Here is a 26,591-nt window from a genome sequence, read left to right as displayed (position 1 = left end):
AAGACTTATCGGTGATTGGTCAGAAGGCAGCTGCCGCACTGAAATGCAACAGACATTGGGAGAAACCGTTCAGACCGAGCCTAGCGCCAGCTTCAGCGTTGCTTTTGAAGTGCAACGCCGGAGCGCCGAACACATATGCAACGATCACAAAACCCGATTGACCTCTTTTCCTAAGGAAATTCAAAAGCAACACGAATCCAGTACTACAGAATTTATCTACTAAATGGTGAGTCCCACGACTGTATCTCATCGCTCAATCTGGACGCTCTGGCCTCTGTCATCCGTCCATGCCGCTACCATCATCGCCCATGACACTGCCCACACAAACCCCCTCCACATCTCACATCCACTTCGGCCTTCGTGATCGCGTCTGTATCGTCACCGGCGGTGCCCAAGGCATTGGCGAGGCCTGTGTCCGCCGCTTTGCGGCCGAAGGCGCCAAGCCGGTGATCGTCGACGTGGACGATGCGCGTGGCCAGGCGCTGGCACAGGAGCTGGGCGCGCTGTATGTGCGCTGCGATGTGGGCGATAAATCGCAGGTGGATGCACTGGTGGCCCAGACCCTGGCGGCCCATGGGCGCATCGACGTGCTGGTGAACAACGCGGGCATCTTTCGTGCGGCAGACTTTCTGGATGTGACCGAGGCCGACTTTGACGCGGTGCTGCGGGTCAACCTCAAGGGCTCGTTCCTGGTCGGCCAGGCGGTGGCGCGGGCCATGGTGGTATCGGGAGGCGGTTCGATCGTGAACATGAGCTCGGTCAACGGTGTGCTGACCATTCCCAATATCTCCAGCTACAACGTGAGCAAAGGCGGCGTGAACCAGCTCACGCGGGTGATGGCGCTGGCATTGGCCGACAAGAACATCCGCGTGAACGCGGTGGCGCCGGGCACCATCGCCACCGAGCTGGCCGCCAAGGCCGTGCTGACCAGCGATGAGGCCAAGAACAAGATCATGAGCCGCACGCCCATGAAGCGGCTGGGCGAGCCGTCCGAGATTGCCGATGTGGTGGCCTGGTTGGCCAGCGATGCGGCCAGCTATGTGACCGGCGAGATCGTTACTGTGGACGGCGGGCGCATGACGCTCAACTACACCGTGCCGGTCTGACGCACTTCTGGCCACTCCTGTTTTGATAGCTGCCAGCGCATGATTCACTGGCGCTAGCAGCTGTTTTCATCACTTTCAGACCTGTGGCATGCGCTGCAGCAGCCGGGTGGTACTGCGCGGCCAGCCCACCGGACCGAACCAGGCGCCGCCAGCAATCGCCCAGGCGTTGACCAAGCCGTAAAGCACCAGCGCCGCCCCCTGCGCTGCAAACACGGCGGCCAGTCCACCGCCCCAGCGCAGCGCCAGCCAGCCGCCGGTGACAGCCACCGCCAGGCGCACGATGTTGCCGATCACTGGCCAGAGGAGGCGCCCTGCCCCTTGCGAGGCAAAGTACAGCACCAGGCCCAGGCCGAAGAAACCGTACACGGGGCCGACGGTGCGCAGATACAGCGCACCCGCTTCCAGCATGGCGGGGTCGCTGTTGAACAGGGACAGCCACGCGTTGGGAAAGGCTGCCGCCCACAGGCCAATCGCCTCGGCCATCACAAACGCCATGGCCGCGCCAATCCAGGTGGCGCGCAAAGCGCGCTCGCGCTGGCCAGCGCCGATACATGTGCCGACCATGGCCACCAGCGGCGCGCCCAGGCCAAACACCAACGGAACCAGCAGGTATTCCAGCCGCGATGCGGTGCCGTATCCCGCGATGGCCGCTGTGCCAAAACCACCCACCAATGCGGTCGTGACGCCAATCGCCAGATTGGTGGCGACGGTAGACACCGTGCCCACCAGACCCACCCGCAGGATGTCTTTGAACAGCACCCAACGAAACCGGATGTGCGCCAGCGACGGCCGCAGCAGGCTGCGCGGCGACCACAGGTATGCGGCCAGCACTGCGCTGCCGATCAGGTAATACGCCATCAGCGCAATGGCGCCACCGGCAATCCCCAGGCCCGGCATGGGGCCCCAGCCAAAGATGAACAGTGGCGAAAGCGGCACCAGTACAAACGCGCCCAGCACCGTGACGTAGGCTGGCACAGTCATGTTGCCCGTGCCCCGGATCACGGCCGACAGCGTGTTGAACAGCCAGACTAGAAACGCGCCCGCAAACACCCAGTTGGAATAGACCAGCGCCGCATCCAGCGCGTCGCCCGTGCCGCCCATGCGGGTGTAGAGCCAGCGCCCTCCTCCCACCACGCCCACGGTAAAGACCATCGAAAACACCGCCGCAATGGCCAGCGCATGCAGCACCAGCGCGTCGGCATCGTCCCGCCGCCTTGCGCCCAGGGCGCGTGCTATGGCAGAAGCAATGCCGCCGCCCATGGCGCCCGCCGAGGTCATCTGCATCAGCATGACGACCGGAAACACCAGCGCCATGCCCGCCAGCGCATCGGTGCCCAGCTGGCCGACAAAGTAGGTCTCGATCAGCCCGACGCCCGCCTGCGCCAGCATCACCAGCACGTTGGGCGCGGCCAGCCGCAGCAAGGTGGGCGCAATGGGCGCCTCCAGCAGCATGCGGGTGCGCGGGTTCAGGGCCTCGGTCACATCAGGCCCCTGCCCCACCGGCTGCAGGCCGGCGTGGCACCACGATGCGCACGGTAGACAGCTGCAGCACATCGCCGTGCTGGTTGCGGGTTTCGCTGCGCACCGTGACCATGCCCCGGTCGGGCTTGGACTTGGAGGGCTGGATCTGCACCACCTCGCTCACCACATGCAGCACATCGGTGGCGCGTGTGGGCCGGGGCCAGGTCAGCTCGCCGCCTGCGCCGATGATGCCGCCCGCAATGGGCAGACCGCTCGTCACCTGCAAGCGCATGGTCACGGCCGCCGTGTGCCAGCCGCTGGCAGCCAGGCCGCCAAACAGCGTGTCACGGGCTGCGGCGTCGTCCAGGTGAAAGGGCTGCGGGTCGAACTGCGCGGCAAAACTGGTGATCTGCGCCTCGTCCATGGTGTGTTCGCCGCTGGTGAACTGGTCGCCCACCGCCAGGTCTTCCAGGTAGATCGGGGGCTTTGTGGTTGTCGAGGCGTGGCTGGCCGGGGACTGCGTCATGTCGATGGCTTTCTTGGAGAGGGGGTGTTGGTTCGTTCAGGCGGCCGTGGCGGCGGGCCGGGCTAGGCGTGCTTCACGGATAGGCAGGTTGACCAGCGCTGCGCCCAGGGCCAGCACGATGTCGATGTACCAGACCCAGTCATAGCTGCCGGTGGCCTGGAACACGCTCCCGCCCAGGTACGCACCCAGGAAGCCGCCCACCTGGTGCGACAGCATCACGATGCCGAACAGCATGGCCATGTTGGCTGTGCCAAACATCTTGGCGACCAGTCCGGCTGTGGGGGGTACCGTGGACAGGAACGTGATGCCCATGACGGCGGCGAAGATCAGCACCACGGCGGGCGTCTTGGGTGCAAACAGGAAGATCAGCACCGCCAGGCCACGCACCGCGTACAGCAGCGACAGCAGCGACTTCATGCGCCAGCGCCCCACCGCCCAGCCCATGGCCAGGCTGCCCACGATGTTGAACAGCCCAATCACCGCCAGCGACCAGCCGCCTATCTCCGGCGACAGTCCACAGGCCGCAATCACGCCGGGCAAGTGCGTAGCCAGGAAGGCCACATGGAAGCCGCAGACCAGAAAACCCGCCGCCAGATACCGGTAGCTGGGCGTGGCCAGCGCCTGGGCAATGGCCTCGCGCGCGGTCAGCGCCTTCTGGCCGGACGCAGCAGCCGCCTGCGCCGCCAACGCGTTGGAGTTGCCCTTGAGCACCCACACCGCCGGCAGCGCCAGCAGCACCAGCACGCCCAGCCATTGCATGGCACTGGCCCAGCCCACGGCGGCCGTCAGGCTGATGGCGATGGGCGCCATGACAAACTGACCGAACGAGCCGCCCGCGTTGACGATGCCGCTGGCCAGTCCGCGCTTTTGCAGCGGCACCAACCGCGCAGTGGCCGCCATCAGCACGGATGGTCCCGCCATGCCCGCGCCGCCGGCAGCCAGCACGCCAATCGCAAAGATCAGCCCAGCCGTGGTCGTCATATACGGCGTGATGAAGGTGCCCAGCGCCACCAGCGCCACGCCCAGCAAGATCACACGGCCCGTGCCTATGCGGTCTGCCACAGCCCCCGCGAACGGCTGGGTCAGGCCCCACCACAGCTGCCCAAACGCAAACGCCAGGCTGATGCTGCCAATGCCCAATCCGGTGGAGGTGTTGAGCGCGGACAGGAACAGGCCCATGGTCTGGCGCGTGCCCATCGTCATCGCAAAGGTGCCTGCTGCGGCCAGCAGAACCAGCCACAGGGCCAGTGGCGCGGCAGACCTGGCTGCGGTTTGAGGTGTCGTGTTATTCGTCATGCCCTGCCTCCTGCGTTGGCAGCGCTGCCAGCAAATCGAGTGAGTCGTCCACCAGTGCATGCAGCGCCATCACGCGTTCCACACCCAGCGCTTCATTCAGCGCAAGTTGCGCGGCCTTCCAGTGGCGCTGCGCCTCCGCGCGTTTGTCGCGGCCTGCATCGGTGATGTGCACCAGGCGGCTGCGTGCGTCCATGCCTGCCTTCAGCGTCACCCAACCTGCATCGACCAGGGGGCGCAGGTTGCGCGTGAGCGTGGAGGCATCCATCTTCATCTCGGTGGCGAGGTCACCCGGGCGGATCGGACCCAGCTTGAGCACATGGGACAGCAGTGAATACTGCGTAGTCTTGAGCCCGCACTTCGCCATTTCGGCGTCGTAGTGGTTGGCGACGCGGCGCATGAGTTGGCGCAGCTTGAAGTTGGTGCAGCCCTGCGGCAGCAGGGGGGCCAGGGTGGACGGTTTGGCTTGCATGCTTTTAATTGTATCTGCAATAATTGCATATGCAATCTAAAAGTTTCGCCCCCATCAACAACCCGGACACACCATGACCTCCAACAATCACCTCGAACACTGGCTGGCGCAGGAGCGCGACATCCTCGCGACGCTGGATGCAGGCCCCGGCCCGGGCGTGGCCACCCGCGAGCAGATTGCCCACCTGAACGGCCTGCAGCAAATGCAGGCCATGCTGCGCGGCGAGCTGCCCTACGCGGCCATTGCCAAGACGCTGGACTTCTTGATCGTCGAAGTGGGCGAAGGCACAGCGATCTTCCAAGGCACTCCGCGTCTGGAGCACCTGAACCCCATGGGCACAGTGCATGGCGGCTGGTTTGCCACCCTGCTTGATTCGGCCCTGGGCTGCTCCATCCACACCCGCATGGAGCCCGGGCGCGGCTACACCACGGCCGAGCTGGGCATCAACTTGGTCAGGGCGATCACGCCCAAGGTGCAGCGGGTGCGTGCCGAGGGCCGCGTGATCCACTGCGGGCGCCAGCTGGCCACGGCCGAGGCGCGCCTGGTAGGGCCAGACGGTACGCTGTACGCCCACGCCACCACCACCTGCCTGGTTTTTGACTTGCCTGCACAATCGAAGGGATGAAATTCCTCCACACGATGCTGCGCGTTGGCAATCTTCAACGCTCGATTGATTTCTACACCAAGGTTCTGGGCATGCAGCTGCTGCGCCAGTCCGAAAACCCCGAGTACAAATACTCGCTGGCCTTTCTGGGCTTTGAGGGCGGCAACCCCGGCCAGGCCGAGATCGAGCTGACCTACAACTGGGGTGTGGAAAGCTACGACATGGGCACCGCCTACGGCCACATTGCCCTGGGTGTGCCCGATGCGTATGCAGCGTGCGAGAAGATCAAGGCGGCGGGCGGCAACGTGACGCGCGAACCCGGCCCGGTCAAGGGCGGCACCACGGTGATCGCGTTTGTGACCGACCCCGACGGCTACAAGATCGAGTTGATCCAGCGCGCCGAGGGCGCAGGCGGCCAGCAGGGGCTGCGGTAACTTCCACTATCAAATAGATAGCTGCTTGCGCATGTTCCACTAGCGCAAGCGGCCATTTAGACAACAAAAAACCCGGCACTGCCGGGTTTTTTGTTGGGGACACAGGCAGCGCTTACAGGGCGCCAAGCGTCACTTCCACACGCCGTGCTTCGGCGTTGCTGCCGGTTGCGGTGGTTTCTTCGGGCTTTTTCAGCTCCACCTTGTCTTCAGTCACGCCCAAGGCCTTGAGCGCTTCGGCCACGGCCACTGCGCGTTGCTTGGCCAGCTCCGCGTTCAGGGCGGCGTCGCCCGTCGCGTCGTGGAAGCCGGAAATGACAGCCTTCTTGCCTTCGGCCACACCCTTGACTACATCGGCCAGAGCTTCGTTGGCGCCTGCGGCCAGTTCGGCCTTGGCGGTGGCAAAGTAGAACTTCACCACACCGTTTTCAACGCGCACGCTGGCAACATCTTCTTCGACGGCAACCGGCGCGGCCGGAGCAGCGTCCACAACCACCGCTGCGGGCTGTGCCGGGGCCTTAGCACCCAGACGCTTGACCACCACGGTGCCCACCACCACGGAGATCACCAACGCAATCAGTGCAAAGAGAAAACCGAGGGCAAAACGTTCTTGGCTATCGTCGTCAGAGCTGGACATGAAGGATCCCTGTAGTGATGAAAAAAGTGGTTGGCCGGCCCTGCAGAGAGTGCGAAAACAAGGCCCTGGCCGATTGCAGCAAAGCTTTCGATTGTAGAGTGAAGCCATGACGAATCTGCCCGCCCCACTGCGAGACCCGGCGCCCATGCTGGAGCATGCCCTCCAGGAATGGGGCGGCCATCAGGACCTGTGGATCTTTGGCTATGGCTCGCTCATCTGGCGGCCGGATTTTGACTATGCCGAGCGCCGCCCCGCCAAGGTGCACGGCTGGCACCGGGCGCTGAAGATGTGGAGCCGCATCAACCGGGGCACGCCGGAGTGCCCGGGCCTCGTATTCGGCATGCTGTCGGGCGGCAGCTGCAGGGGCATGGTGTTCCGCATAGACAAGGCCCATGCGCGGCAGGTGATGATCAACCTGTGGCAGCGCGAGATGCCTACCGGCGTGTATGACCCGCGCTGGCTCACCTGCCACACGCCCCAGGGGCCGGTGAGTGCGCTGGCGTTCACCCTGTCGCGCAAAAGCCCCAACCACACCGGCGAGCTGCCCGACCATGAATACCGCCGCATCTTTGATGAGGCCTGCGGGCGCTACGGCACCACGCGGGACTACGCCCAGGCCACTTATGACGAGTTGCGAAAGCACGGCATCCATGACCGGGCGCTGGCCCGGTTGATCGCGCTGGCCCAAAAAGAGTCATAGTGCACATTTTTCTGGACTCGCGGGCAGTGGCTTGCGAGACTGCGCCTTTGTATCGGGTTCAATCCCGCGTTCATTCATTCGCACCGAGGAGTTTGAGTCATGAAGATTCGTTTTGCTTTTGCACTGTGTTCCCTGGCTGCTGTGGCGCTGGTGGGTTGTGCCTCCCATCTGTCCGGCAACCGCGCCACCGCCAAGTTGGAGCCCACCCGTGGCAATACCGCCAACGGCACGGTCACGTTCGTGCAGACGGGTGATGGCGTTCAGGTGTCTGGCGAGGTGCGTGGCCTCAAGCCGGGCGCAGAGCATGGCTTTCACGTCCACGAAAAGGGTGACTGCAGCAGCGGCGACGGCATGAGCACCGGCGGACATTTCAATCCCACCGCCAAACCCCACGGTGCCCACGGCGCTGCCGAACACCACACCGGCGACCTGCCCAGCCTCAAGGCCGACAAGTACGGCGTGGCCGCGTTCAGCTTTGTGTCGAAATCCATCAGTGTGGGCGGTCCGACCACCGACATCGTCGGCAAAGGCCTGATCGTTCACCGTGACCCCGACGATTACCAGACCCAGCCCACCGGCAACGCAGGCCCGCGCCTGGCCTGTGCGGTGATCGCGTCCAAGTAAAAGAAAGGGAAAGCGGCCTTCGCCGTCGCTACCTGCGCGTCGCCAGCAACCGCGCGGCGCGCTCGAGGTCTTGCACGGTGTCTATGTCGGTCACCGTGCCTTGGTCATCCACCTCCACCTGCCGTACCCTGCCCTGCTGCGCCTGCGCACGCACCACGCTGGCGGCGCCCTGCTCGCCGGTCAGCGCCAGCAGGCTGGGTAAACATGCGGCAGCAAATCCCACAGGGTGACCGCGCTCGCCCTTGTACACCGGCATGGCAACGGCGCAGTCCGGGTCTGCCAGCGCGGCGGCCATGGTGCATAACGTCTCCGGGCGGATCAGCGGCAAATCTCCAGGCAATACCAGCCAGCCGGGCGCATCGGCCGTGGCTCGCACTGCGGCGGCAATGGAATCGCCCATGCCTGGGTGGCCTGCGTCTTCCAGGTGCCAAGGCAGGCCGCTGGCGCGTACGGCATCCAGGGTGTGCTCCAGCACGGTTTTTGCCCCCAAGGGCGCACGCAGCTTGTGCACCGCACCGCCGGATGCGGCAAAACGCGCTCCCCGGCCCGAGGCCAGCACCAGAACGACGGGGAGCGAGTTTGGTTGGAGCATGGGGTTGCGCTTGAACAGGTTCCGGGGACCGGCGGCTGCGGCTTGCAGTCGGCGCGATTCTAGGGCCGCCATCCGCCCATCAGGCCGTCAGAAAGCGCCACTCCCCCCCGTGAAATCCGCGTGCTGCGCCGCCATGCCGTGCAGCATACCCACCAGGGGCCGCAGGTCGTCCCGCCGACTGTGCAGCGCGTAGCCTAGCGAGCCCAGGGGCACCGGGCTGGTCAGCAGCTGCAGAACGCCCCGTTCGCACAGGGCTTGCGCCCAGCCCTCGGGCAGCAAGCCAATGCCGCTGCCCTGTGCCAGCAAGCCCACAATCGCGCCCCAGTGGTTGCACACCAGTCGGCGCGGCGGGCGCACATCGGCCTGTCGCAGCCAGTCGTCGATCAGATGGGTCACCCCCGAGCCCTGCGGCAGGGTCACCAGAGGGTGCGACTGCACAGCGTCGGCATCCATCTGGTGCAGGCCGCGCGCCACCGCGGGGCCTGCGCACCAGGCAAAGCGCGCATGCGCCAACGGCACTGACGTCAGCGCGCTGCGGCTGGCGGGGCCTGCAATCACCGCCACATCCAGCTCGCCCTTGTCCAGCCGCTCCGCAAGGGCAGCGCCCACATCCACATGCACAGACACTTCCAGCGCCGGGTGCGCCGCTGCCAGGGCCGCGACCAAACGAGGCAGCCAGGTGATTGCCGTCAGTTCGCCCACCCCGAGTCGGCAGGGGCCGCGCAGGCCAGTGGTGCTGCCCATCTCCTGCTGCAAACGGTCTGCCTGCTGCAGCAACCCACCCGCCAGCGGCAGCAGCCGTGTGCCCGCCTCCGTCAACGCGGCGCGGTGCCCGGCGCGGTCAAACAGCACCTGACCCAGCGAGGCCTCCAGCTCGGCAATCCGCTTGGACAGGGACGACACCGACAGGTGCACCCGCTCGGCCGCCATGGCAAAGCTGCTGCAGGTGGCGGCCCAGTAGAAGGCTTCGAGCTGTTTGAGGGTCATGTCATGAATATATTTTCAATTTGGCGAACAAATCATTCGTAATAAATTCGCTTTCTTGATTATTGCGATTTCAGGACACTGCTTTCCAGCCCCGTCTGCTCTTGCTTGGAACCACGCCATGTCCACCCCCTCCTCCACACCCCAGCCACCCGCCCCCAACGCCTGGGGCGCTTTCAACGGCACGCGCCGCAGCGGCCGCACGGCCGATCTGCTCTCGCTGGACGACTTCGAAGCCGCCGCCCGCCGCGTGCTGCCCCGCCCTATCTTTGGCTACGTGGCCGGGGCAGCGGAGGACAACCAGGCGCTGGACGGCAACCGCCAGGCGTTCCGCGAGATCGCCCTTGTCCCCCGAGTGCTGCGCAACGTGGCCGAGCGCGACCAGAGCGTTACATTGTTCGGGCAGCGCTACGCCAGCCCCTTCGGCATCGCGCCCATGGGCATAGCGGCGCTCTCGGCCTACCGTGGCGACATCGTGCTGGCCCGTGCGGCGGCAGCGGCGGGCATCCCGGCCGTGCAGAGCGGCAGTTCCCTCATCCGGCTTGAAGAAATCATGGCCGCCGCCCCCGGCACCTGGTTCCAGGCCTATCTGCCCGGCACTCCCGAGCGCATCGACGCCTTGCTGTGGCGCGTAATTGCTGCAGGCGTGCAGACCCTCGTGGTGACGGTAGACATCCCTGTGGCGGGCAACCGCGAGAACAACATCCGCGCGGGCTTCTCTACCCCGCTGCGCCCCAGTCTGCGCCTGGCGTGGGACGGCCTGGTGCGCCCGCGCTGGCTGGCGGGCACGCTGCTGCGCACGCTGGCACGCCACGGCATGCCGCATTTTGAAAACTCGTTTGCCGAGCGCGGCGCGCCCATCCTGTCGTCGCGCGTGCAGCGCGACTTTGCGGCACGCGACCACTTTGACTGGAGCCACATCGCCCACATCCGCCGCCAGTGGCGCGGCCCGCTGGTGGTCAAGGGCATTCTCAGCCCGCAGGACGCCGCCCTCGCACGCCAGCACGGGGTGGACGGCATCATCGTCAGCAACCACGGCGGCCGCCAGCTCGACGGTGCGGTGGCACCGCTGCGCGTGCTGCCCGCCATTGTCGAGCAGGCGGGCAGCGGCATGACGGTGATGCTGGATGGCAGCATCCGCCGCGGCACTGACGTGATCAAGGCCCTGGCACTGGGCGCGCAGGCAGTGTTTGTGGGGAGGCCCTTCAACTACGCCGCTGCAGTGGACGGCGAGGCGGGCGTAACAGCGGCCATTGATCTATTGCGCGCCGAGGTGGACCGCAACCTGGCGATGCTGGGCGCTACCACCTGCGCAGCGCTGGGGCCAGAGCATCTCATGGACCGGCGGACACGCTGAGGGACTGCGGCACAGACTTCTCAGTGGGTTCCTAGCGCGCAAAGTGCCATCAGCGCAGTTTGAAATGAAGTGACGGCAGCGCCGCCAACGCCCCTTGTTGATCACTTCAAAATTCATAGCTATCAGCGCTTATCTGCAAAGCGCTGGCAGCACTTTTCATTCAATAGGAATGGACTGCAGCGCCACGGACGGACTTACGCTGATTTAAGGTCTTCACTCGACCACCATTGGCAGGCAGTTTTGGGCCCGAAGCGGTTTGTTTGCCGTGCACTAGGGAACTGCCATGGGCGGCCCTTCAGTTAAAGTCCTCGCCCCTCGGGTGATTTTTGCACGCATTGCGCACCCCGGTAACGGGGGTTGAAAACAAAATCAGCGACTTCGGGTGAGGCTCGCCTGCTGATGTGGCCGTGCAAACCGCAACTCGCGGAGATAGAAAAAATATGCTGCTAACCGATATAACCGTCGAGCACACTTTGGTGTCTAAAAAGGATGGCGTTCGCCAGACTTTCTTGCTGCACCCGTTTACCGATACGCAGCGGGATTCGCTGGGCAAATTCGAGCTCGTTCGCGACGTCAGCCAGCCCGGACTCAAAGACGGGAAACGCTCCACCTTCGTATCGTTTCACCAGTTGGCAGAGCTGTATGCAAAAGGCCTGCTCGAAGAATTCGGGTTTTCCGTTCGCATGTGTCCGGGTAAAGGCACCTACCCAGCCAAGCTGCCAGCCAAAAAAATACTGCCCACCAGCATCAAGCCAGGCTCTTCGTTCGATCTGGCAGTGCAGAAGGTGGATCTAGCGAAACCTGCCACTCGCGAACTGAGAACGGCCTTGCTCCGCACCAACGTCAAAAGTGAATAATCACAACGCTGATTGATAGAGGGTCTACCGTGAATCCACCCATTGCACATGCAGAACTGATTGCCACATTCAGGCGGGCCGAGGCAGATGCCGCTCACAAATTCGGGCTGATCCAAGCGGCAGCGAAGAAGGGCCCCAAGGCAATCCAAGCCGCCACAGAAACGGCGGCAAAGGCTGCAAAACGCAGGGACTCTTTTGCGAAAAAACTCGGCGATCTGGGGGTAGAACTAAAGTATTGAGCGCGCCAAGCCCACGGCTTAACACCCACCATCGGCGACCGCGCACAACGGGCGATGATCGTCAAAATAATCTCCACAGTCTAAAAACAGAATCGGCCATGGGTTCTGCTCCGATTTGCATGTTTTCCAAGCACGGCGGTTGAAGCGTCTTCATTTTCCAGATTACAAAGGTGTTGAGAGAGGTGGGAAACCGCTATAGCTGTGTTGCAGTCATTCAGTGACGGTAAACAAATGCGTACTATCGGCCAGGAACAGTCAGTGTCGGCAGGTGAAAGCAGACCTTAAACAACGACGGGCAAGACAGTGCAACGGCGTAGACCATCTAGATGTGAAAACGTCCAGCGTGAAACGAACTCTCTGCCGCGTAACAATGCCCGGCCACCTCAGCCCCGGACAGCGAACGCTTTCGCTCTGACCGTCTGCAGCTAACAAACTCCAGTCGCAGTCAGCTCTTGCTGATCACAGCCATATAGTGAGGGACCCATTCTGTTCCACGCCCCTCCTCGTGCTGCAAATTAAAAGTTGTGCCGGTAGTGGATTGCTTGTTCAATCAAAGTAGACCGTGACCTCTGTTTGTCTTTGCTCTACACGAAATATCCCGCACACACCCTTGCACTGGCCGAGATGAAGTTATTTCTTGAACACTTTGGACTATTAATTTTTGTTGCCATCCTTGTAGTCTGGTTGTTGATACTGCTCGTGCGATATCCGCTGCAAAACGAAAACGAAAGTGTCCTCAAATACCTGTCTCGGTTCTGCAAAAAATACGAAGGCTTGCCCTGCTTGCAGATGAAAATTGTCATTTGGACATGTTCTTTGGGGACAATTTTTGCAACTCTAATGAATAGTTTTATTCGGCCTTGAATGGCTCCAGGTCAAGTCATGGGGGGGACCTGTACCGGTCACTTAGGCTACCAAACATCCCAAGGCAATTCACACGCATCTTTCAATGATCGCTTTGAGGCACGCAACTGAGAGACCGCTCAGGGCCCAAAGCTGAAGCTAAATCCTCGCCGAAGGCGCGTGCGCGAGTAGTCCTCAATCACACGTCATCGGGTGGACCATTGAAGCCAATTAGTGCATCAACGCCGCATTGGAGGCAAATGGCCGTTTAATTCTGGTTGTCTCCAACGCCCCATTCAATGATGGTATTGGGTGCATTGCAGTCATTTCTCTGCCGCTAGAGCTAGGCCGAAAGCTGCGCGCTAAAAAAAGCCAGAGCAATGCCATGGTGGACACCAACCTGAAGCAGATGGATAGGTCATAAAAAAAGCGCCAGGCTTTCCCAAACCCGGCGCTCTCATTCCAACAAGCTTATCAAGCCAACTTGAACGGCAGCTCGCGCGGCGTCTTGCCCGTGATCTGCGCGATGGCATTGGCAAACGCCGGAGCCAGCGGTGGCAGGCCGGGTTCGCCCATGCCCTTTGGCGGATCGGCGCTGGGCACGATGTGCACCGTCACCTGCGGCATGTCGGTGATGCGGGGCACGGCGTAGTCACCGAAGTTGCTCTGCTCCACCACACCGTCCTTGAGCGTGATGGCGGCTCCGGGCAGGCAGGTGCCCAGGCCCATCAGCGCGGCGCCTTGCACCTGGGCTTCCACGCTCTTGGGGTTGACCACCAGGTTGCAATGCACGCCCGCGGTGATGCTATGCAGCTTGGGCGTTCCGTCTTTGACGGAGGCCTCGACCACATACGCCACCACCGACTCGAACGACTCGTGCACTGCCACGCCCCAGGCGCGGCCTGCGGCCAGTTTCCTCTTGCCGTAGCCCGACTGGGCGACGGCCAGTTGCAGCGCCGCCTTGTGGCGCGGGTGCTTGTCGCCCATCAGGGCCAGGCGGTAGGCCACGGGGTCTTGCTTGGTGGTGCGGGCCACTTCGTCGATCAGGGTCTCCATGGCGTAGGCCGTGTGGGTGGAACCCACGCTGCGCCACCACAGCACCGGCACGTTCACATCCGGGTGGTGCACCGACAGCTTCATGGGCACGTCGTACGGCTCTTTCATGCCCTCGATGGCCGTGGCGTCAATGCCGTTCTTGATCATGAAGGCCTCGAACGGCGAGCCCTTGGTGATGGACTGGCCGACGATGGTGTGGTCCCACGCCAGGATCTTGCCCTTGGCGTCAAAGCCGATCTCGGCGCGGTGCACGTGCATGGGGCGGTAGTAGCCGCCCTTGATGTCGTCCTCGCGGCTCCACAGCGTGCGCACCGGCGCGGTGATGCCTGCAGTGCGCGCGGCCTTGGCTACGCCGCAGGCCTCTACCACGTAGTCGCTGGTGGGAATGGCGCGGCGGCCAAAGCCGCCACCGGCCATCTGCGTGTTCACCTTCACGTTCTGCGGCTGCAGGCCCAGCGTCTTGGCGGCGGCCATCGCGTCCAGGCCGGGCATTTGCGTACCCATCCAGAGTTCCGCCTTGTCGCCGTCCAGCTTCACGGTGCAGTTGAGTGGCTCCATGGGCGCGTGCGCCAGGTACGGGAAGACGAACTCGGCACTGATCTTGTGGGGTGCACCCGCCAGCGGCGCCATGTCGGCCTGCATGGCCACATTGCCTGGCTTGGCGGCCAGTTCGCGGTACTGCGCCAGCAGCGCGGCGGTGTCGGGCTTGGTGACCGCGCTGGTGTCCCATTCCACCTTGAGGGCGTCGCGCCCCTGCTTGGCGGGCCAGTAGCCGTCGGCCACGATGGCAACGCCCTCGCCGCCCCGGTCGGTGGGTACGCGCAGCACGGCCTTCACGCCCTTGATGGCTTTGGCAGCGCTGTCGTCCAGGGACTTTACCTTGGCACCAAACACGGGCGGGCGGGCCACCACGGCCGTCAACATGCCGGGCAGGCGCACGTCAATGCCGTAGTCCTGCTGGCCGCTCGACTTGGCCTTGGCATCCAGCCGCCCGGTGGGTTTGCCGATCAGGCGGAATTGCTTGGGGTCCTTGAGTGCGACCTTTTCAGGCACGGGCTGCTTCATGGCGGCTTCGGCCAGCGCACCGTAGCCCAGCTTCTTGCCACCGGGGCCGACCACAAAGCCGTTGCTGGTGCGCAGGGCCGACGCGTCCACTCCCCACTGGGCGGCCGCCGCCGAAACCAGCATGGCCCGGGTGCGAGCGCCCAGCTCGCGGTACTGGGTGTACGAGTTCTTGATGGAGTTGGAGCCGCCGGTGAGGTGCATTCCAAATGCGGGGTCGGCATAGGCCGGATTGGCGTCGCCGTGCACGCTGCGCACCTTGCTCCAGTCGGCATCCAGTTCCTCGGCCAGGATCATGGGGAGGCCGGTTTGCACGCCCTGGCCAAAGTCCAGGCGATTGATGGTGACGGTGACGGTGCCATCGGCATCGATGCGCACAAAGGCGGAGGGCTGTTCGTGCGGCTTGAGGCCAGCTGGGGCCGCAGAGGCTGCGCCCTGAGCAGCAGACACCAGGGGAAACGCGCCCAGCGCAAAGCCCGAGGCAGCCGACACCTTGAGGAAGGTGCGGCGAGCCACACCTTCCGACGCATCAAAAGCTCCTGAATTCATAGCGCCCTGCGCTTTATCCACTAGCGCTTGGAGGTGTTTTGGCATGAAATGTTGTGCCTGGCCCTGCAGGGCATGGGGTTCGAAGTGCATGGTGGTCTCCTTCAATCAGGCCAGGGTCTTGGCAGCGTCGTGGATAGCGGCGCGGATGCGCACGTAGGTGCCGCAGCGGCACACGTTGCCGGCCATGGCAGCGTCGATGTCGGCGTCGGAGGGCTTCTTCTTGCCCTTGAGCAGCGAGGTGGCGCTCATGATCTGGCCGCTCTGGCAGTAGCCGCACTGGGCCACGTCGTGCTTGACCCAGGCGGCGTGCACTGCCTTGCCCACCTTGTCGTCGGCGGCAATGGCTTCAATGGTGGTGATCTTCTGGCCTGCCGCCGCAGAGATGGGCGTGATGCAGGACCGCACCGGCGCGCCGTTCAGGTGCACGGTGCACGCACCGCACAGCGCCTGGCCGCAGCCAAACTTGGTGCCGGTCATGCCCAGCGTGTCGCGCAGGGCCCAGAGGATGGGGGTGGATTCGTCGGCATCCACGGCCGTGTCTTTGCCGTTGATATTGAGGGTGGGCATCGTGGGACTCCTTGGGATGAAGGTCAGCGCTCAAAAGCACAGCGCAATCGGTAGGGCGGCGCGGGCAGACATCAAGCCGCTTTGTTGTTTTAAGAGAATAACTATTCGATTAAACCGCAAAATTCGAGTTTCTGCAGCGGCACGATTTACGCCTTGATGGCGTCCCAGCACAGGCCAAACGCCATTTGGTGCACGGCCTCGTCATCGGGCAGCACCTGGGTGCGGATCAGGTTGCCGGTCTCCCGCACCGAGCCCACCAGGCTGGCCGTGAGCAGCGGAATGGGCACGGCCTTGAGGATCTCCTGCTGCTGGCCTTCTTCCATCAGCGCGAAAAAACCTGCCATCAGCCGGGTCGAAAATTCGCGGTTGCCCTGGGTGAACCAGGGCGAGTTGTAGTACTGCTCCTGGAACACCACCTCGGCGTATTGATCCAGCCGATGGCGCAGCAGATTGCCCCAGGCGCGGCGCACCCGTGCGCGGTAGGGCATGCCAAGTTCTATCCCGTCCATGATGCGCGCGGCCGTCACGGTCTTGGCATCCTGGTACAGCTGGCTGATCAGTTCGTCCTTGGACGGGTAGTACACGTACAGGGTGCTCGTGGCCACACCCGCTGCCCGGGCAATGTCGGCCAGGGTCAGGCCGCTCAGGCCGCGCTGGGCCACCAGTTCAAAGGTGGCCTGGGCAATGGCGCGCTGTTTCTCGTCGTCTTTGGGTTTCATCGGAACCAGGAATATAAACGAATACAAATTCGACCACTATCAAAACCCACTGCACATGTCCTGGCGCAAAGCGACACCGTACGGGGGATGCACAATCGTGACCATGACCACGAACTCCATCGCCGACCTCCGCAAGAGCTACGAGCGCGCCGAACTCAACGAAGACGCCTCGCACGCCGCCCCCCTGCAGCAGTTTGACCAGTGGCTCAAGGAAGCCATCAGCGCCGAAGTGCCCGAGCCCAATGCCATGACCCTGGCCACCGTGGGCAGCGACCTGCGGCCCAGCACACGCATCGTGCTCATCAAGGGTTATGACGAGCGCGGCATTGTCTGGTTTACCAACTACGACAGCCGCAAGGGCCGCCAGATTGCGGGCAACCCGTTTGCAGCGCTGCAGTTTCACTGGGTGGAGCTGGAGCGGGTGGTGCGTATCGAAGGCGTGGTGGAGAAGGTCAGCGACGAGGAAAGCGACGAATACTTCCACAGCCGCCCCCTGGATTCGCGCATCGGCGCCTGGGCCAGCCCCCAAAGCCAAGTCATTGCAGGCCGGGGCGTGCTGGTGGCCAATGCGGCCAAGTACGGGGCGCAATTCATGCTCAAGCCACCCCGCCCGCCGCACTGGGGCGGCTACCGCCTCAAGCCCGACCAGTGGGAGTTCTGGCAGGGGCGCAAGAGCCGTCTGCATGACCGGCTGCGCTACCGCCTCGATGGCAGCGACTGGGTACGGGAGCGGCTGGCGCCCTGAGTCGCGGCCGCCGGCTCAGCCCGCCACCCATCGCGTCACCGCCACAATCACCACTGGCATCGTCACCAACCCCAGCGCGGTGGACACCGCCACGCTGGCGGTCACCTCTTCTTCTGCCACGCGGTAGCGCTGGGAGAACAAGAAAACGTTGGCCCCCACGGGCAGCGATGCTGCCACGATCATCACGGCCAGCGGCATGCCCGACAGGCCCAGCGCCCAGCCCATGCTGGCCAGCACCAGCGGGTGCACCACACATTTCACCAGCGCAATGCGCAGTGCAGCCTTGAACTGGTGGCCAACCTTGGTGAATGCCAGCGTCACCCCCACCAGCAGCAGCGCAATCGGCCCCAGCGCCTGGCCCAGCAGCTGCAGGGGCTTGCCCACCACCTCGGGCACCACCAGTCCCGTCTGTGCAAACAGCAGACCCGCAATGATGGGCAAAGGCACGGGGTGCACGATGCCGTTGCGGATGGCCTGCAGCACGGTGCGCCACATGGGCTGCTGCACGCCGCCCGGGCGCCCGGCGTGTTCGCGCGCGGCCGCCAGCTCGAACACCACCGTGGCCGCAGTCAGCAGGATGAGCGAATGCACCGAGATCAGGGTGAACAGCGTGACCAGCCCTGCATCGCCAAACACCAGGCCCACCAGCGGCACGCCGATCATCAGCGTGTTGCTGAAGGTGTTGGCCAGCGCCCGCGCGGCGCCCAGCGTGTTGAAGCCCTGCACCGCCAGCGTGGCAGCGTAGACCACGCCAAACGCCACAAAGTAGATGCCCACGGGGCCGAAGTTGAGGTCTTCCAGGTGTACCGTGCTCATGGTGCGGAACAGCAGCGCGGGCGTGAGCACCATGAACACGAGGTTGGCCAAGTCTTTGACGGACTCGGCACGTATCCAGCCACGCCGCCCCACATAAAAGCCGATGGCAATGAACAGGATGACGGGGATCAGCGAGGTGAAGACAGGAGAGTTCACGGAGAAAAGTGCGCCAGATCGGCAAGGGTGGGCGCCGATTGTCTCCCATCATCTCTGCCGATTCGGCGTGGTGCGCTCGCCGCACAGCCATTATTTGCTACATATTCAATAGCTATCAGCGCATATTCCACTAGCGCTTGACGCCGATTTCTTTCAAATCCTCTGGTCTGCACCCGCTGGGGGCGTATCTGCTGCGGCGACCGGCGCGTCCGCCGACAGCAGGGCCAGCAGCCCTTGCAGCCCCTCCACCCGGTGGTCTGCCAGAGGCCAGGGCTCGACACCTGGCCGCACGGTCTGGACGGTGGTGGCCCCCAGCGCGCGCCCGGCCGCCAGCTCGGACAAGGGGTTGTCGCCCACCACCAGCATCTGGCGGGGCGTACAACCCTCGCGGGTCAGGATCTGTTCAAAGAGGTCCTGCTTGCCGTGCCCGGCACCGGTGGGTGGTGCGTCAATTGCGTCGATGAGCACCTGCTCGAACCAGGGCCGGATCCCCAGTGCATCGATCTTGCTGTCCTGCAGGCGCCGAAAGCCGCTGGTGACCAGGTAGCGCCGCAACGGAATGCGAGGCAGCAGGTCGATGTCGGCATAGCCCTGCAGCGGCGGCCTGGCCTTCATCTGGCTGAACTGCTGCCACCCGGCCGCACGCATCGCGGGAGTGAAATGGTGGCGCTGGGCCACCAGGTCGAACGCAGTGAACCAGCAAGCCTGCAGCGCCTGGTCCAGGGCCTGCGGGCTCAGCGCGCCCTGGTTGGCCTGCCGCACAGCCTCGAATGCGGGCTCGAACAAGGGGCCCACCGCCCGCGCATCCATCAGGCAGTTGTCCAGGTCAAAAACAGCGACGGTGTAGTCCAGAGGCATGGCTCATCAAAAAGGGGGTTAACAAAGCGGTGTGGTGCATGCAGTGCGCATACCAGGCAAATGCCGCGCGCCTTATCCAGCCACCACGGATACGCCATGGTCTGCCAGCGTCAGGCTGACCGGGGCACCCACATCCAGCGGCAACTCCACCAGGGGCGACACCACAAAAATGGCGCCCAGGGCGCTGGCAAACGTGTATTCCATGACGCTGCCCAGGTAGGTGCAGCGGATGACCCGCGCGGCAAGGCCTGCCGATGTGGCCGGGCCAATCACCCAGGCCTCCGGGCGCACGGCGATCTTGACCGGGCCTGTAGGCAGCGCGGCGGGTGACGGTACGCGCAGCGGGCCCAGCTGCGCATACCCGGTGTCTGCGGTGCTGCCCGGGCTGGGCGCGTGGTTCTGGGCTGCGAACAGCATGGCCTCGCCCATGAAACCGGCCACAAACTCGGACGTGGGTTGCTCGTACAGCGCGCTGGGCGCGCCGCGTTGGGCGATAGCGCCCCGGTCCATCACCACGATCTGGTCGCTGACGGCGAGGGCCTCGGACTGGTCGTGGGTGACATAGGCCACAGTGAGCTTCAGGCGCTGCTGCAGGGCGCGAATCTCCTCGCGCATCGCGCGGCGCAGGCGGGCGTCCAGGTTGGACAGGGGTTCGTCGAACAGCAGCACGGCGGGCTCCAGCGCCAGCGCGCGGGCCAGCGCCACGCGCTGCTGCTGCCCGCCCGACAGCTCATGCGGCCTGCGCTGGTCCAGGCCGTGCAGGCCCACGGTGTCGAGCATGGCGCGCGCCTTGTCGCGCACCTGCTGTTTGCCCAGGCCCGACAAATGCAGGCCGTAGACCACGTTGTCGATGACATTCATGTGCGGAAACAGCGCGTAGTTCTGGAACACCAGGCTCACGTTGCGCTGCGCCGGGCCGAGGGGGGTCACATCCTGCCCGTCGATGAAGATGCGACCCGATGTGGGCGATTCGAGCCCGGCAATCAGGCGCAGCGTGGTCGTCTTGCCGCAGCCCGACGGCCCGAGGATGGTGGTGAGCGTGCCGCGCGGCACGCTGAAGCTGATGTGGTCTACCACCAGTGGAGCGTCGGGCGATGAGCCGTACCGCTTGCTGACATCCCGGAACTCGATGCCATGCGCGGCAGGTGTCTCGGAGGGGGGCGTCACGGGCATCTCATTCTTCCCATGCCACGACGGCATCCACGCCGATGACCTGCCCCGCGTCCATGCGGTTGAACAGCGTGACCTGCGCGCCCATCGCTTCGGCAATCTGCCGGCAAATCGACAACCCCAGCCCCACCCCGCCCTGCCCAGCCGAAAACGGCTGGAACAATCGCTGCCGCACAGCGTCATCGATGCCGGGACCCTCGTCCCACACCAGCACCTCGCGCCGCCCCGTGCTGTCGCGCAGCAGCACCCCCAGCCGCCCGTGGATGGGCGTGTGGTGGATGGCGTTGGCCAGCAGGTTGCGCATCAGCTCGCCCAGCAGCGCCGCGTCGCCGGGTGCCCACAGCGTATCGGGGCCCTCCAGCGCAAAATCGAGCCGCTTGGCCGCAATCAGCGGTGCCAGCTCCATCACGGCCTCGCGGGCAATCGCGTTCAGGTCTACGCTGGGCAGCTCCCCCATGCGCTTGAGCTGTTCCACCTTGCTCAGGCTGAGCAACTGGTTGGCCAGGCCCGAGGCGCGGTCCACGGTGTGCAGCATCTGCTGCAGCGCATCGCCTACCAGCATGTCGCCCGCCATGGCGGCCTGCAGCTGGGTGCGCAGCACGGCCATGGGGGTGCGCAACTGGTGGGTGGCATCGGCCAGAAAGCGCCGCTGCTCCTCGATCCAGCGGCTCTGGCTGTGTTGCAGCTCGGCAAAATGCTGCACGGCGGGCGCGAGTTCTGACGGGCCTTCGTAGATGCGCTCTGCCGTGACCGCAGCGTCGGTGCTCAGCGGCCGCATCAGCGACACATCGGCATGCTGCAGCCATCCCGACGCCGCCCGCGCCAGCAGCACCGCCACGGCGGTCATCGCCAGTGCCAGCAGAAGCACCCACCACAGGCCCGAGCCACCGCCCAGCAGGCTGCGCGCACCGGGCAGGCGCTCGCCCAGCGGGCGCGCCACCTGGCGCACCACGGGCGCAGCTGCAGCTTGCCTGCCCGTCGCCACGGTGGGCTGGTACAAGGTCACGGCCACCCGCACCAGCCGGTCGCCCACCTGCGCCAGGTAGAAGTGCACCGCACCCGGGTCACGTACCGCCTCGGTGGGGGGCACACGCGGCAGGTCGGCGCTGCCCGTCAGGCGTTCGCCGTCCAGATTGCTCTCGCGGTACCAGACGCCGGGCGCTGGCTGGGCAGACAACGATGTGGCCGGGTCTACTGATAGATCAGCAGGCCAATGCGCCAGCGCCTGGCGCAGGGCCTCGTCCTGCGCAGCGGCGTCATGCTGCGCCTGGTAGGCCCATTGCACCGCGCAGATCACGGCCACCAGCGCCCACAGCGGCACCAACCAGCCCACCAGCAGCCACCGCTGCAACGAGCCGCCACACGGCCTCCAAGGCCGCTGCTGCCACCAGCGCAGCGTCACCGGGCCACCCCGCCTTTGTCGGATTTTTCGGCTTTGTCCGTCTTGTGGGCGGCCATGCTGTCGGCGTCGCACAGCAGGTAGCCCACGCCGCGCAAGGTCACGATCTCGGCGTTGGTGCCCACCAGCTTCTTGCGCAGCCGGTGCACCACCACTTCCACCGCATCGGCTTGCACCTGCTCGTCCGTGTTGGCAAACACCTGGGTGCGCAGCTCTTCCTTGCTGACCACCCGATCCACGCGCGACATCAGCAGCCGCAGCAGTTCGGACTCCCGCTGCGACAACTCCAGCGGCAAGGCATCGTTGTAGAACACGCCGCTGCCCGGCTCGCGGTACAGCGCCCCGCAGCGCAACTGCCCGTCGCGCCCCACGCGGCGCGTGAGGGCCCGCAGCCGCGCCACCAGTTCGTCCAGGTCAAACGGCTTGGCCAGGTAGTCGTCGGCTCCGGCCTCCAGACCCGCCACCCGGTCCGTGACCGCCGCGCGGGCCGTCAATGCCAGTACCGGCGTGGTGCTGCCGCCATCGCGCAGGCGCCGCAGCACCTCCAGCCCGTCCAGGCCTGGCAGCGACAAGTCGAGCGTGATCACGTCAAACGCAGTGCGCCGCGCTGCCGCCAGCGCCTCCTTGCCATCGGCACAGCACAACACCTCGAACCCACGCGCCACCAGGCTGCGGCTCAGGGCGCCAGCCAGATCAAAATCGTCCTCGACCAACAACAGTTTCATCCCCCGATCATGCCGCCTGCGGCACGCCCGGGCCACTGTGCTTCTACGGACAGGCGATGAAAGCGAAGCGAAAGGCGGGTTCGTCCTTCTGCGGCGGGCCGCTGTACAGTGAGGTCCAGCCTTTTGGAATCCGCCGCCATGAGATCACTTTTGACCCAGCCCGCGCTGTCAGGCACTTGCCGAAAGACCTTGCAACTGCTGGCAACCGCACTGGCCCTGTGCACGGTGCTGCCGGCCCAGGCCTCGCAGTCCCTGCGCTGCAATGGTTCGCTGGTGGGCAAAGGCGACTCTCCCGTGACCCTGCTCCAGAAATGTGGTGACCCCATCTACCGCCAGGGCGTGTGCGTGTCCATGCTGCAGCTGGGTTGGGTGGTGACGCCCTTCCGCCCCGGCAGCCCCGCAGCGGTGCTGGCCAACCAGTGTGTGCCCATGGAAGAGTGGACGTACGACCGGGGGCCAGGCACCTTTCTGGGGGTGGTTCGCATCTACAACGGCGCCATCGAATCCGTACGCGACGGCGACCGCAGCCGGTAGCGGGGCCCGCGGGCCTGCTTGTCCAATGCGCTGGAGGGCGGTCAACCCTCAAGAAGTCGCAGCGATGACGATGCTGGATTCGTCAAAAACCGCGGTGGCCTGCTGGCCGGTTCGAACCTTGACTCCTGCAGCAGCAAAGCCCACCAGCTGGATGCCGCTGGGCAGCTGCAGCACCACCTCGGGGGCAGTGCCCCGGGCCACGCTCCGCACCACCCCGGCCAAGGCATTGCCTGCCGGACTGGCGCGGTCTGGGGCTACTTGAACCGCTGTTGCCTTGCACAGCGCCAGCACACCCAGCCCAGCCTTCAAACCCAGCAACTGCGCGCTGACCCGGGTGATGGATGCGTGCAGCGCCTGTCCATCCGCCAGCAGCAGCTGCGCATGCACTTGCCCGCCCACGGACCGCACCTTGCCCACGGTGCAAGGAAACTGGTTGCGCATGCTGGTGCGCAGCGCCAGTGCGGCGCGGCCGGTCGCTGCATCGTCGTCACTCTTCAATTGGCTCAGCACCTGCTGGCGCGCAGCGGCCAGCGCATGGGCGGCCTGCAGCACCCGCTGGCCAGCGGGGGTGAGCCCAGCACCGCCGCCGCCGGTGCCGCCCACCACTTTCTCCACCAGCGGCACGCCGGCCAGGTTGGTCAGCGTCTCCAGCGCCTGCCAGGCGGCCTTGTAGCTCACGCCCGCGCCCCGCGCCGCCTCGGAAATGGAGCCCACCTCGCCGATGCGGCGCAGGATGTCGATGCGTTTGTCCGTGACCTCGTGGCCCAGCACATCCGCCAGGGGCAGGGAAGAATTGCTCATGCGGGCATGTTAACTGCGCGATGCAGGTGCTTGCGTCATCGCTGTTCATCAGTGGAATAGCGGAGCGCCGGCCATGCTACAGTCCCGCTATTCCATTGAAGAATAGCGAGGTCATCGTGAAGCGTTTCCTGTTGTCCCTGGCTGCATGCTTGACGGTGGCGCTTTCGGCCCATGCGGGCGAGGTGTCGGTGGCCGTGGCGGCCAACTTCACGGCCCCGATGCAAAAGATTGCCAACCTGTTCGAGCAGGACACCGGCCACAAGGCCACGCTGGCTTTTGGCTCCACCGGGCGGCTCTATGCGCAGATCAAGAACGGCGCGCCGTTTGACGTGCTTCTGTCCGCCGACGATGAAACCCCGGCCAAGCTCGCCAAGGAAGGACTGGCGGTCGATGCCAGCCGCTTTACCTACGCCATGGGCAAGCTGGCCCTGTGGAGCAAGCAGCCCGGCCTGGTGGATGCCCAGGGCCAGGTGCTCAAATCTGGCACCTTCGACAAGATCGCGCTGGCCGACCCCAAGCTCGCCCCCTACGGAGCCGCCGCCGTGGAAGTGATGACCCATCTGGGCGTGCTGAACACCCTGCGGCCCAAGTTTGTGCAGGGCGAGAACATTGCCCAGACGCACCAGTTCGTCGCCACCCAGAACGCACAGCTCGGCTTTGTCGCCCTGTCGCAGGTGATGGCCGATGGCCGCCTGGTGGAGGGCTCGGTGTGGGCTGTCCCTGCAACGCTCTACTCCCCTCTGCGCCAGGACGCCGTGCTGCTGAATAAGGGCCAGGGCAATGCCGCGGCGGCCGCGTTGCTGCAATATCTCAAGGGTGACAAGGCGCAGGCGGTGATCCGTGGCTATGGCTATGAGCACTGAGATACTCACACCCATCCCCGCCACCGCCGTTGTCCTCCATGCCCCTGGGCCCTGAAGCACTGCAAGCCGTCTGGCTGACCCTGCAGCTCGCCACCCTCACCACCCTCGTGCTGCTGCTGATCGCCACGCCGCTGGCCTGGTGGCTGTCGCAAACGCAGTCCTGGTGGAAGGGGCCAGTGGGCGCCTTTATGACCCTGCCGCTGGTGTTGCCACCATCGGTGCTCGGCTTTTACCTGCTGGTGGCCATGGGGCCCGCCGGGCCGCTGGGGCAGTTCACGCAGGCCATGGGCTGGGGCCTGCTGTCGTTCACTTTTACGGGGTTGGTGATGGGCTCGGTGGTGTTTTCGATGCCATTTGCGGTGCAGCCGCTGCAGCACGCTTTCGAGTCCATGGGCCGCCGCCCGATGGAGGTGGCCGCCACCTTGCGGGCCAGCCCGGTGGATGCGTTTTTCACGGTCGCGTTGCCGCAGGCCCGCACCGGCCTGCTCACCGCAGCCATCCTGAGTTTTGCCCACACGGTGGGGGAGTTTGGCGTGGTGCTGATGATTGGCGGCAACATCCCGGGCAAGACACGGGTGGTCTCCACCCAGATCTACGGCCATGTGGAGGCCATGGAATACGCCCAGGCGCACTGGCTGGCGGGCGGCATGGTGCTGTTCTCGTTCGTGGTGCTGCTGTGTCTGGCGCTGCTCAAGAACCGTGGCTCGCGGGTGCTGCCATGAGTGCGCCCGGCGACCTGCGCATCCGGCTCGCGCTGCCGCGCGCCGACTTTGAACTGGATGTGGACTTGCACGTGCCTGCCAGCGGCATCACGGTGCTGTTCGGCGCATCGGGCTCGGGCAAGACCAGCGTGCTGCGCTGTGTGGCGGGGCTGGAGCGCGCACGCCCTGGCCTGGTGACCGTGGCCGGCGAGGTGTGGCAAGACGATGCTGCCCAGGTGTTTTTGCCCACACACCAGCGGGCGCTGGGGTATGTGTTCCAGGAGGCCAGCTTGTTCGAGCATCTGGACGTACTGGGCAACCTGCGGTATGGCCTCAAGCGCGCCCGGTCTGCGCAGGCGGAGGCCACGCTGCAGGCCGCCATCGAGCTGCTGGGCATCAGTCGCCTGCTGCAACGCCGGCCGGGTCAGCTCTCGGGCGGCGAGCGCCAGCGGGTGGCCATTGCCCGTGCCCTGGCAACCTCCCCCCACCTGCTGCTGCTGGACGAACCCATGGCCGCTCTCGACCTGGCGCGGCGCCAGGAGATCCTGCCCTGGCTGGAGCGCCTGCGCGATGAGCTGCACATCCCAATGCTGTATGTCACGCACTCCGCCGACGAGCTGGCGCGGCTGGCCGACCACCTGGTAGTGCTGGACGGAGGCCAGGTGAAGGCCGCCGGGCCGGTGGACCAGGTGATGTCGTCCGTGCAACTGCCGGTGGTGCTGGGCGACGACGCGGGCGCGCTGCTGCGCGGCCAGGTGCTGGATCGGGACACTACTTGGCACCTGGCGCGCGTGGGCTTTGCGGGTGGCGCCATGTGGCTGCGCGACAGCGGCCTGCCTGTGGGCCAGACAGTGCGGCTGCGCGTGCTGGCCCGCGACGTGAGCCTGACGGTGCAGGAGCCCATGCAGACGAGCATCCAGAACCACCTGCCCTGTGTGATCGACTCCATCGCGCCCGACGCGCACCCCTCGCAAGCGCTGGTGCGGCTGCGCTGTGGCGAGTCATTTTTGCTGGCGCGGGTCACCCACCGGGCCTTGCACGCGCTGGGCGTGGCGCCCGGCAGCGCGGTGTGGGCACAGGTCAAATCGGTGGCGATTGTTCCCTGATCCAGCCACTAACCGCCGCAGCTGCGCCTGGATACGGC

General features: G+C 65.0%; 29 protein-coding genes. 13 read left to right on the top strand and 16 right to left on the bottom strand.

Going from position 1 to position 26,591, the window contains the following annotated elements:
* The first annotated feature begins 308 nt into the window (after nucleotides 1-308).
* Nucleotides 309-1,106 carry an SDR family NAD(P)-dependent oxidoreductase gene (locus DNK89_RS01940; protein ID WP_110958685.1) on the top strand — a complete coding sequence of 266 codons (798 nt, stop codon included), beginning with the start codon at nucleotides 309-311 and terminating at the stop codon, nucleotides 1,104-1,106.
* Nucleotides 1,107-1,181: 75 nt separating this feature from the next.
* Here the strand turns inward: DNK89_RS01940 and DNK89_RS01935 are convergent, their stop codons facing one another.
* Genes DNK89_RS01935 through DNK89_RS01920 form a run of 4 tightly spaced genes read right to left on the bottom strand, consistent with a single transcriptional unit; the run spans nucleotide 1,182 to nucleotide 4,858 of the window.
* A complete protein-coding gene (locus DNK89_RS01935) occupies nucleotides 1,182-2,558 on the bottom strand; it encodes an MATE family efflux transporter (protein WP_110959156.1) in 1,377 nt (458 codons plus the stop codon).
* 31 nt (nucleotides 2,559-2,589) lie between these two features.
* Nucleotides 2,590-3,093 (bottom strand): MaoC family dehydratase, encoded by a 504-nt coding sequence (locus DNK89_RS01930; RefSeq protein WP_110958684.1) that lies wholly within the window; start codon nucleotides 3,091-3,093, stop codon nucleotides 2,590-2,592.
* Nucleotides 3,094-3,129: 36 nt separating this feature from the next.
* The gene (locus DNK89_RS01925; RefSeq protein ID WP_110958683.1) at nucleotides 3,130-4,389 is read right to left on the bottom strand and encodes an MFS transporter; all 1,260 of its coding nucleotides are present in this window, start codon (nucleotides 4,387-4,389) and stop codon (nucleotides 3,130-3,132) included.
* Entirely contained in the window at nucleotides 4,379-4,858 is a 480-nt protein-coding gene (locus DNK89_RS01920) for a MarR family winged helix-turn-helix transcriptional regulator (protein WP_110958682.1), read from the bottom strand. The genes DNK89_RS01925 and DNK89_RS01920 overlap by 11 nt, the downstream gene beginning before the upstream one ends.
* Before the next feature lie 73 nt (nucleotides 4,859-4,931).
* Between DNK89_RS01920 and DNK89_RS01915 the strand changes: the two genes are divergently transcribed.
* Both DNK89_RS01915 and gloA read left to right on the top strand, forming a co-directional pair.
* Nucleotides 4,932-5,483, top strand: a complete 552-nt coding sequence (locus DNK89_RS01915; RefSeq protein ID WP_110958681.1) for a PaaI family thioesterase — start codon at nucleotides 4,932-4,934, stop codon at nucleotides 5,481-5,483.
* Nucleotides 5,480-5,896 carry a lactoylglutathione lyase gene (gene gloA, locus DNK89_RS01910; RefSeq protein ID WP_110958680.1) on the top strand — a complete coding sequence of 139 codons (417 nt, stop codon included), beginning with the start codon at nucleotides 5,480-5,482 and terminating at the stop codon, nucleotides 5,894-5,896. Before DNK89_RS01915 ends, gloA begins: the two co-directional genes overlap by 4 nt.
* A 112-nt stretch (nucleotides 5,897-6,008) precedes the next feature.
* Here the strand turns inward: gloA and DNK89_RS01905 are convergent, their stop codons facing one another.
* The gene (locus DNK89_RS01905; RefSeq protein ID WP_110958679.1) at nucleotides 6,009-6,530 is read right to left on the bottom strand and encodes an OmpA family protein; all 522 of its coding nucleotides are present in this window, start codon (nucleotides 6,528-6,530) and stop codon (nucleotides 6,009-6,011) included.
* Nucleotides 6,531-6,636: 106 nt separating this feature from the next.
* On the opposite strand from DNK89_RS01905, the gene DNK89_RS01900 reads away from it, so the two are divergent.
* Nucleotides 6,637-7,230 carry a gamma-glutamylcyclotransferase gene (locus tag DNK89_RS01900; RefSeq protein ID WP_110958678.1) on the top strand — a complete coding sequence of 198 codons (594 nt, stop codon included), beginning with the start codon at nucleotides 6,637-6,639 and terminating at the stop codon, nucleotides 7,228-7,230.
* A gap of 99 nt (nucleotides 7,231-7,329) precedes the next feature.
* On the top strand, nucleotides 7,330-7,854 hold the full coding sequence (locus DNK89_RS01895) for a superoxide dismutase family protein (protein ID WP_060983890.1): 525 nt from the start codon (nucleotides 7,330-7,332) through the stop codon (nucleotides 7,852-7,854).
* A gap of 28 nt (nucleotides 7,855-7,882) precedes the next feature.
* Here DNK89_RS01895 and DNK89_RS01890 read toward each other — a convergent pair whose 3' ends face one another.
* Both DNK89_RS01890 and DNK89_RS01885 read right to left on the bottom strand, forming a co-directional pair.
* Complete coding sequence (locus tag DNK89_RS01890) at nucleotides 7,883-8,446, bottom strand: NTP transferase domain-containing protein (protein WP_110959155.1); 564 nt, start codon at nucleotides 8,444-8,446, stop codon at nucleotides 7,883-7,885.
* Between the two features lie 87 nt (nucleotides 8,447-8,533).
* Nucleotides 8,534-9,433, bottom strand: coding sequence for a LysR family transcriptional regulator (locus tag DNK89_RS01885; RefSeq protein ID WP_110958677.1), 900 nt, complete (start codon nucleotides 9,431-9,433; stop codon nucleotides 8,534-8,536).
* A 118-nt stretch (nucleotides 9,434-9,551) separates the two neighbouring features.
* Between DNK89_RS01885 and DNK89_RS01880 the strand changes: the two genes are divergently transcribed.
* From DNK89_RS01880 to DNK89_RS01870, 3 genes are all read left to right on the top strand, one after another.
* Nucleotides 9,552-10,787 (top strand): alpha-hydroxy acid oxidase, encoded by a 1,236-nt coding sequence (locus DNK89_RS01880; RefSeq protein ID WP_110958676.1) that lies wholly within the window; start codon nucleotides 9,552-9,554, stop codon nucleotides 10,785-10,787.
* Nucleotides 10,788-11,227: 440 nt separating this feature from the next.
* A complete protein-coding gene (locus DNK89_RS01875; protein ID WP_110958675.1) occupies nucleotides 11,228-11,644 on the top strand; it encodes a hypothetical protein in 417 nt (138 codons plus the stop codon).
* A 29-nt stretch (nucleotides 11,645-11,673) separates the two neighbouring features.
* The gene (locus DNK89_RS01870) at nucleotides 11,674-11,883 is read left to right on the top strand and encodes a hypothetical protein (protein WP_110958674.1); all 210 of its coding nucleotides are present in this window, start codon (nucleotides 11,674-11,676) and stop codon (nucleotides 11,881-11,883) included.
* 1,317 nt (nucleotides 11,884-13,200) lie between these two features.
* Here DNK89_RS01870 and DNK89_RS01865 read toward each other — a convergent pair.
* The 3 genes from DNK89_RS01865 to DNK89_RS01855 form a co-directional block, all read right to left on the bottom strand.
* Entirely contained in the window at nucleotides 13,201-15,483 is a 2,283-nt protein-coding gene (locus tag DNK89_RS01865) for a xanthine dehydrogenase family protein molybdopterin-binding subunit (RefSeq protein WP_110959154.1), read from the bottom strand.
* Between the two features lie 15 nt (nucleotides 15,484-15,498).
* A complete protein-coding gene (locus DNK89_RS01860) occupies nucleotides 15,499-15,960 on the bottom strand; it encodes a (2Fe-2S)-binding protein (protein WP_110958673.1) in 462 nt (153 codons plus the stop codon).
* A 146-nt stretch (nucleotides 15,961-16,106) separates the two neighbouring features.
* A complete protein-coding gene (locus DNK89_RS01855) occupies nucleotides 16,107-16,679 on the bottom strand; it encodes a TetR/AcrR family transcriptional regulator (RefSeq protein WP_110958672.1) in 573 nt (190 codons plus the stop codon).
* A gap of 103 nt (nucleotides 16,680-16,782) precedes the next feature.
* Here DNK89_RS01855 and pdxH point away from each other — a divergent pair, with 103 nt between their 5' ends.
* Nucleotides 16,783-17,424, top strand: a complete 642-nt coding sequence (pdxH, locus tag DNK89_RS01850) for a pyridoxamine 5'-phosphate oxidase (protein WP_110958671.1) — start codon at nucleotides 16,783-16,785, stop codon at nucleotides 17,422-17,424.
* Between the two features lie 15 nt (nucleotides 17,425-17,439).
* Here pdxH and DNK89_RS01845 read toward each other — a convergent pair whose 3' ends face one another.
* The 5 genes from DNK89_RS01845 to DNK89_RS01825 form a co-directional block, all read right to left on the bottom strand.
* Nucleotides 17,440-18,396: an AEC family transporter gene (locus DNK89_RS01845; RefSeq protein WP_110958670.1), complete on the bottom strand. Its 957-nt coding sequence runs from the start codon at nucleotides 18,394-18,396 to the stop codon at nucleotides 17,440-17,442.
* A 153-nt stretch (nucleotides 18,397-18,549) separates the two neighbouring features.
* Entirely contained in the window at nucleotides 18,550-19,254 is a 705-nt protein-coding gene (locus DNK89_RS01840; protein WP_110958669.1) for an HAD family hydrolase, read from the bottom strand.
* Between the two features lie 72 nt (nucleotides 19,255-19,326).
* Nucleotides 19,327-20,427, bottom strand: coding sequence for an ABC transporter ATP-binding protein (locus DNK89_RS01835; protein ID WP_110958668.1), 1,101 nt, complete (start codon nucleotides 20,425-20,427; stop codon nucleotides 19,327-19,329).
* Nucleotide 20,428: 1 nt separating this feature from the next.
* Nucleotides 20,429-21,775 carry an ATP-binding protein gene (locus DNK89_RS01830; RefSeq protein ID WP_238990662.1) on the bottom strand — a complete coding sequence of 449 codons (1,347 nt, stop codon included), beginning with the start codon at nucleotides 21,773-21,775 and terminating at the stop codon, nucleotides 20,429-20,431.
* A gap of 47 nt (nucleotides 21,776-21,822) precedes the next feature.
* Nucleotides 21,823-22,548 (bottom strand): response regulator transcription factor, encoded by a 726-nt coding sequence (locus DNK89_RS01825; protein WP_056644518.1) that lies wholly within the window; start codon nucleotides 22,546-22,548, stop codon nucleotides 21,823-21,825.
* Between the two features lie 138 nt (nucleotides 22,549-22,686).
* Between DNK89_RS01825 and DNK89_RS01820 the strand changes: the two genes are divergently transcribed.
* Nucleotides 22,687-23,082: a DUF2845 domain-containing protein gene (locus DNK89_RS01820; RefSeq protein ID WP_238990661.1), complete on the top strand. Its 396-nt coding sequence runs from the start codon at nucleotides 22,687-22,689 to the stop codon at nucleotides 23,080-23,082.
* Between the two features lie 48 nt (nucleotides 23,083-23,130).
* Here the strand turns inward: DNK89_RS01820 and DNK89_RS01815 are convergent, their stop codons facing one another.
* Complete coding sequence (locus DNK89_RS01815; protein WP_110958666.1) at nucleotides 23,131-23,883, bottom strand: TOBE domain-containing protein; 753 nt, start codon at nucleotides 23,881-23,883, stop codon at nucleotides 23,131-23,133.
* A gap of 116 nt (nucleotides 23,884-23,999) precedes the next feature.
* Between DNK89_RS01815 and modA the strand changes: the two genes are divergently transcribed.
* The 3 genes from modA to modC are packed head-to-tail and all read left to right on the top strand — an operon-like array spanning nucleotide 24,000 to nucleotide 26,553.
* Nucleotides 24,000-24,746, top strand: coding sequence for a molybdate ABC transporter substrate-binding protein (modA, locus tag DNK89_RS01810; protein WP_110959152.1), 747 nt, complete (start codon nucleotides 24,000-24,002; stop codon nucleotides 24,744-24,746).
* A gap of 38 nt (nucleotides 24,747-24,784) precedes the next feature.
* A complete protein-coding gene (gene modB / locus DNK89_RS01805; protein WP_110959151.1) occupies nucleotides 24,785-25,468 on the top strand; it encodes a molybdate ABC transporter permease subunit in 684 nt (227 codons plus the stop codon).
* Nucleotides 25,465-26,553 (top strand): molybdenum ABC transporter ATP-binding protein, encoded by a 1,089-nt coding sequence (gene modC, locus DNK89_RS01800; protein WP_110958665.1) that lies wholly within the window; start codon nucleotides 25,465-25,467, stop codon nucleotides 26,551-26,553. The genes modB and modC overlap by 4 nt, the downstream gene beginning before the upstream one ends.
* The last annotated feature ends 38 nt before the right edge of the window (nucleotides 26,554-26,591 follow it).

This window comes from Acidovorax sp. ST3 (genome assembly GCF_003231145.1).
Lineage (GTDB): Bacteria > Pseudomonadota > Gammaproteobacteria > Burkholderiales > Burkholderiaceae_C > Acidovorax.
Note: the sequence above shows the minus strand (reverse complement) of the source record. Positions and strands in the feature narration are given on the sequence as shown.

Bases quoted from the DNA above. Each gene is read 5' to 3' on its own strand.
- DNK89_RS01940 (WP_110958685.1), top strand. From the start codon at position 309: ATGACACTGCCCACACAAACCCCCTCCACATCTCACATCCACTTCGGC.
- DNK89_RS01935 (WP_110959156.1), bottom strand. From the start codon at position 2,558: ATGCTGCTGGAGGCGCCCATTGCGCCCACCTTGCTGCGGCTGGCCGCG.
- DNK89_RS01930 (WP_110958684.1), bottom strand. From the start codon at position 3,093: ATGACGCAGTCCCCGGCCAGCCACGCCTCGACAACCACAAAGCCCCCG.
- DNK89_RS01925 (WP_110958683.1), bottom strand. From the start codon at position 4,389: ATGACGAATAACACGACACCTCAAACCGCAGCCAGGTCTGCCGCGCCA.
- DNK89_RS01920 (WP_110958682.1), bottom strand. From the start codon at position 4,858: ATGCAAGCCAAACCGTCCACCCTGGCCCCCCTGCTGCCGCAGGGCTGC.
- DNK89_RS01915 (WP_110958681.1), top strand. From the start codon at position 4,932: ATGACCTCCAACAATCACCTCGAACACTGGCTGGCGCAGGAGCGCGAC.
- gloA (WP_110958680.1), top strand. From the start codon at position 5,480: ATGAAATTCCTCCACACGATGCTGCGCGTTGGCAATCTTCAACGCTCG.
- DNK89_RS01905 (WP_110958679.1), bottom strand. From the start codon at position 6,530: ATGTCCAGCTCTGACGACGATAGCCAAGAACGTTTTGCCCTCGGTTTT.
- DNK89_RS01900 (WP_110958678.1), top strand. From the start codon at position 6,637: ATGACGAATCTGCCCGCCCCACTGCGAGACCCGGCGCCCATGCTGGAG.
- DNK89_RS01895 (WP_060983890.1), top strand. From the start codon at position 7,330: ATGAAGATTCGTTTTGCTTTTGCACTGTGTTCCCTGGCTGCTGTGGCG.
- DNK89_RS01890 (WP_110959155.1), bottom strand. From the start codon at position 8,446: ATGCTCCAACCAAACTCGCTCCCCGTCGTTCTGGTGCTGGCCTCGGGC.
- DNK89_RS01885 (WP_110958677.1), bottom strand. From the start codon at position 9,433: ATGACCCTCAAACAGCTCGAAGCCTTCTACTGGGCCGCCACCTGCAGC.
- DNK89_RS01880 (WP_110958676.1), top strand. From the start codon at position 9,552: ATGTCCACCCCCTCCTCCACACCCCAGCCACCCGCCCCCAACGCCTGG.
- DNK89_RS01875 (WP_110958675.1), top strand. From the start codon at position 11,228: ATGCTGCTAACCGATATAACCGTCGAGCACACTTTGGTGTCTAAAAAG.
- DNK89_RS01865 (WP_110959154.1), bottom strand. From the start codon at position 15,483: ATGCACTTCGAACCCCATGCCCTGCAGGGCCAGGCACAACATTTCATG.
- DNK89_RS01860 (WP_110958673.1), bottom strand. From the start codon at position 15,960: ATGCCCACCCTCAATATCAACGGCAAAGACACGGCCGTGGATGCCGAC.
- DNK89_RS01855 (WP_110958672.1), bottom strand. From the start codon at position 16,679: ATGAAACCCAAAGACGACGAGAAACAGCGCGCCATTGCCCAGGCCACC.
- pdxH (WP_110958671.1), top strand. From the start codon at position 16,783: ATGACCACGAACTCCATCGCCGACCTCCGCAAGAGCTACGAGCGCGCC.
- DNK89_RS01840 (WP_110958669.1), bottom strand. From the start codon at position 19,254: ATGCCTCTGGACTACACCGTCGCTGTTTTTGACCTGGACAACTGCCTG.
- DNK89_RS01835 (WP_110958668.1), bottom strand. From the start codon at position 20,427: ATGCCCGTGACGCCCCCCTCCGAGACACCTGCCGCGCATGGCATCGAG.
- DNK89_RS01825 (WP_056644518.1), bottom strand. From the start codon at position 22,548: ATGAAACTGTTGTTGGTCGAGGACGATTTTGATCTGGCTGGCGCCCTG.
- DNK89_RS01820 (WP_238990661.1), top strand. From the start codon at position 22,687: ATGAGATCACTTTTGACCCAGCCCGCGCTGTCAGGCACTTGCCGAAAG.
- DNK89_RS01815 (WP_110958666.1), bottom strand. From the start codon at position 23,883: ATGAGCAATTCTTCCCTGCCCCTGGCGGATGTGCTGGGCCACGAGGTC.
- modB (WP_110959151.1), top strand. From the start codon at position 24,785: ATGCCCCTGGGCCCTGAAGCACTGCAAGCCGTCTGGCTGACCCTGCAG.
- modC (WP_110958665.1), top strand. From the start codon at position 25,465: ATGAGTGCGCCCGGCGACCTGCGCATCCGGCTCGCGCTGCCGCGCGCC.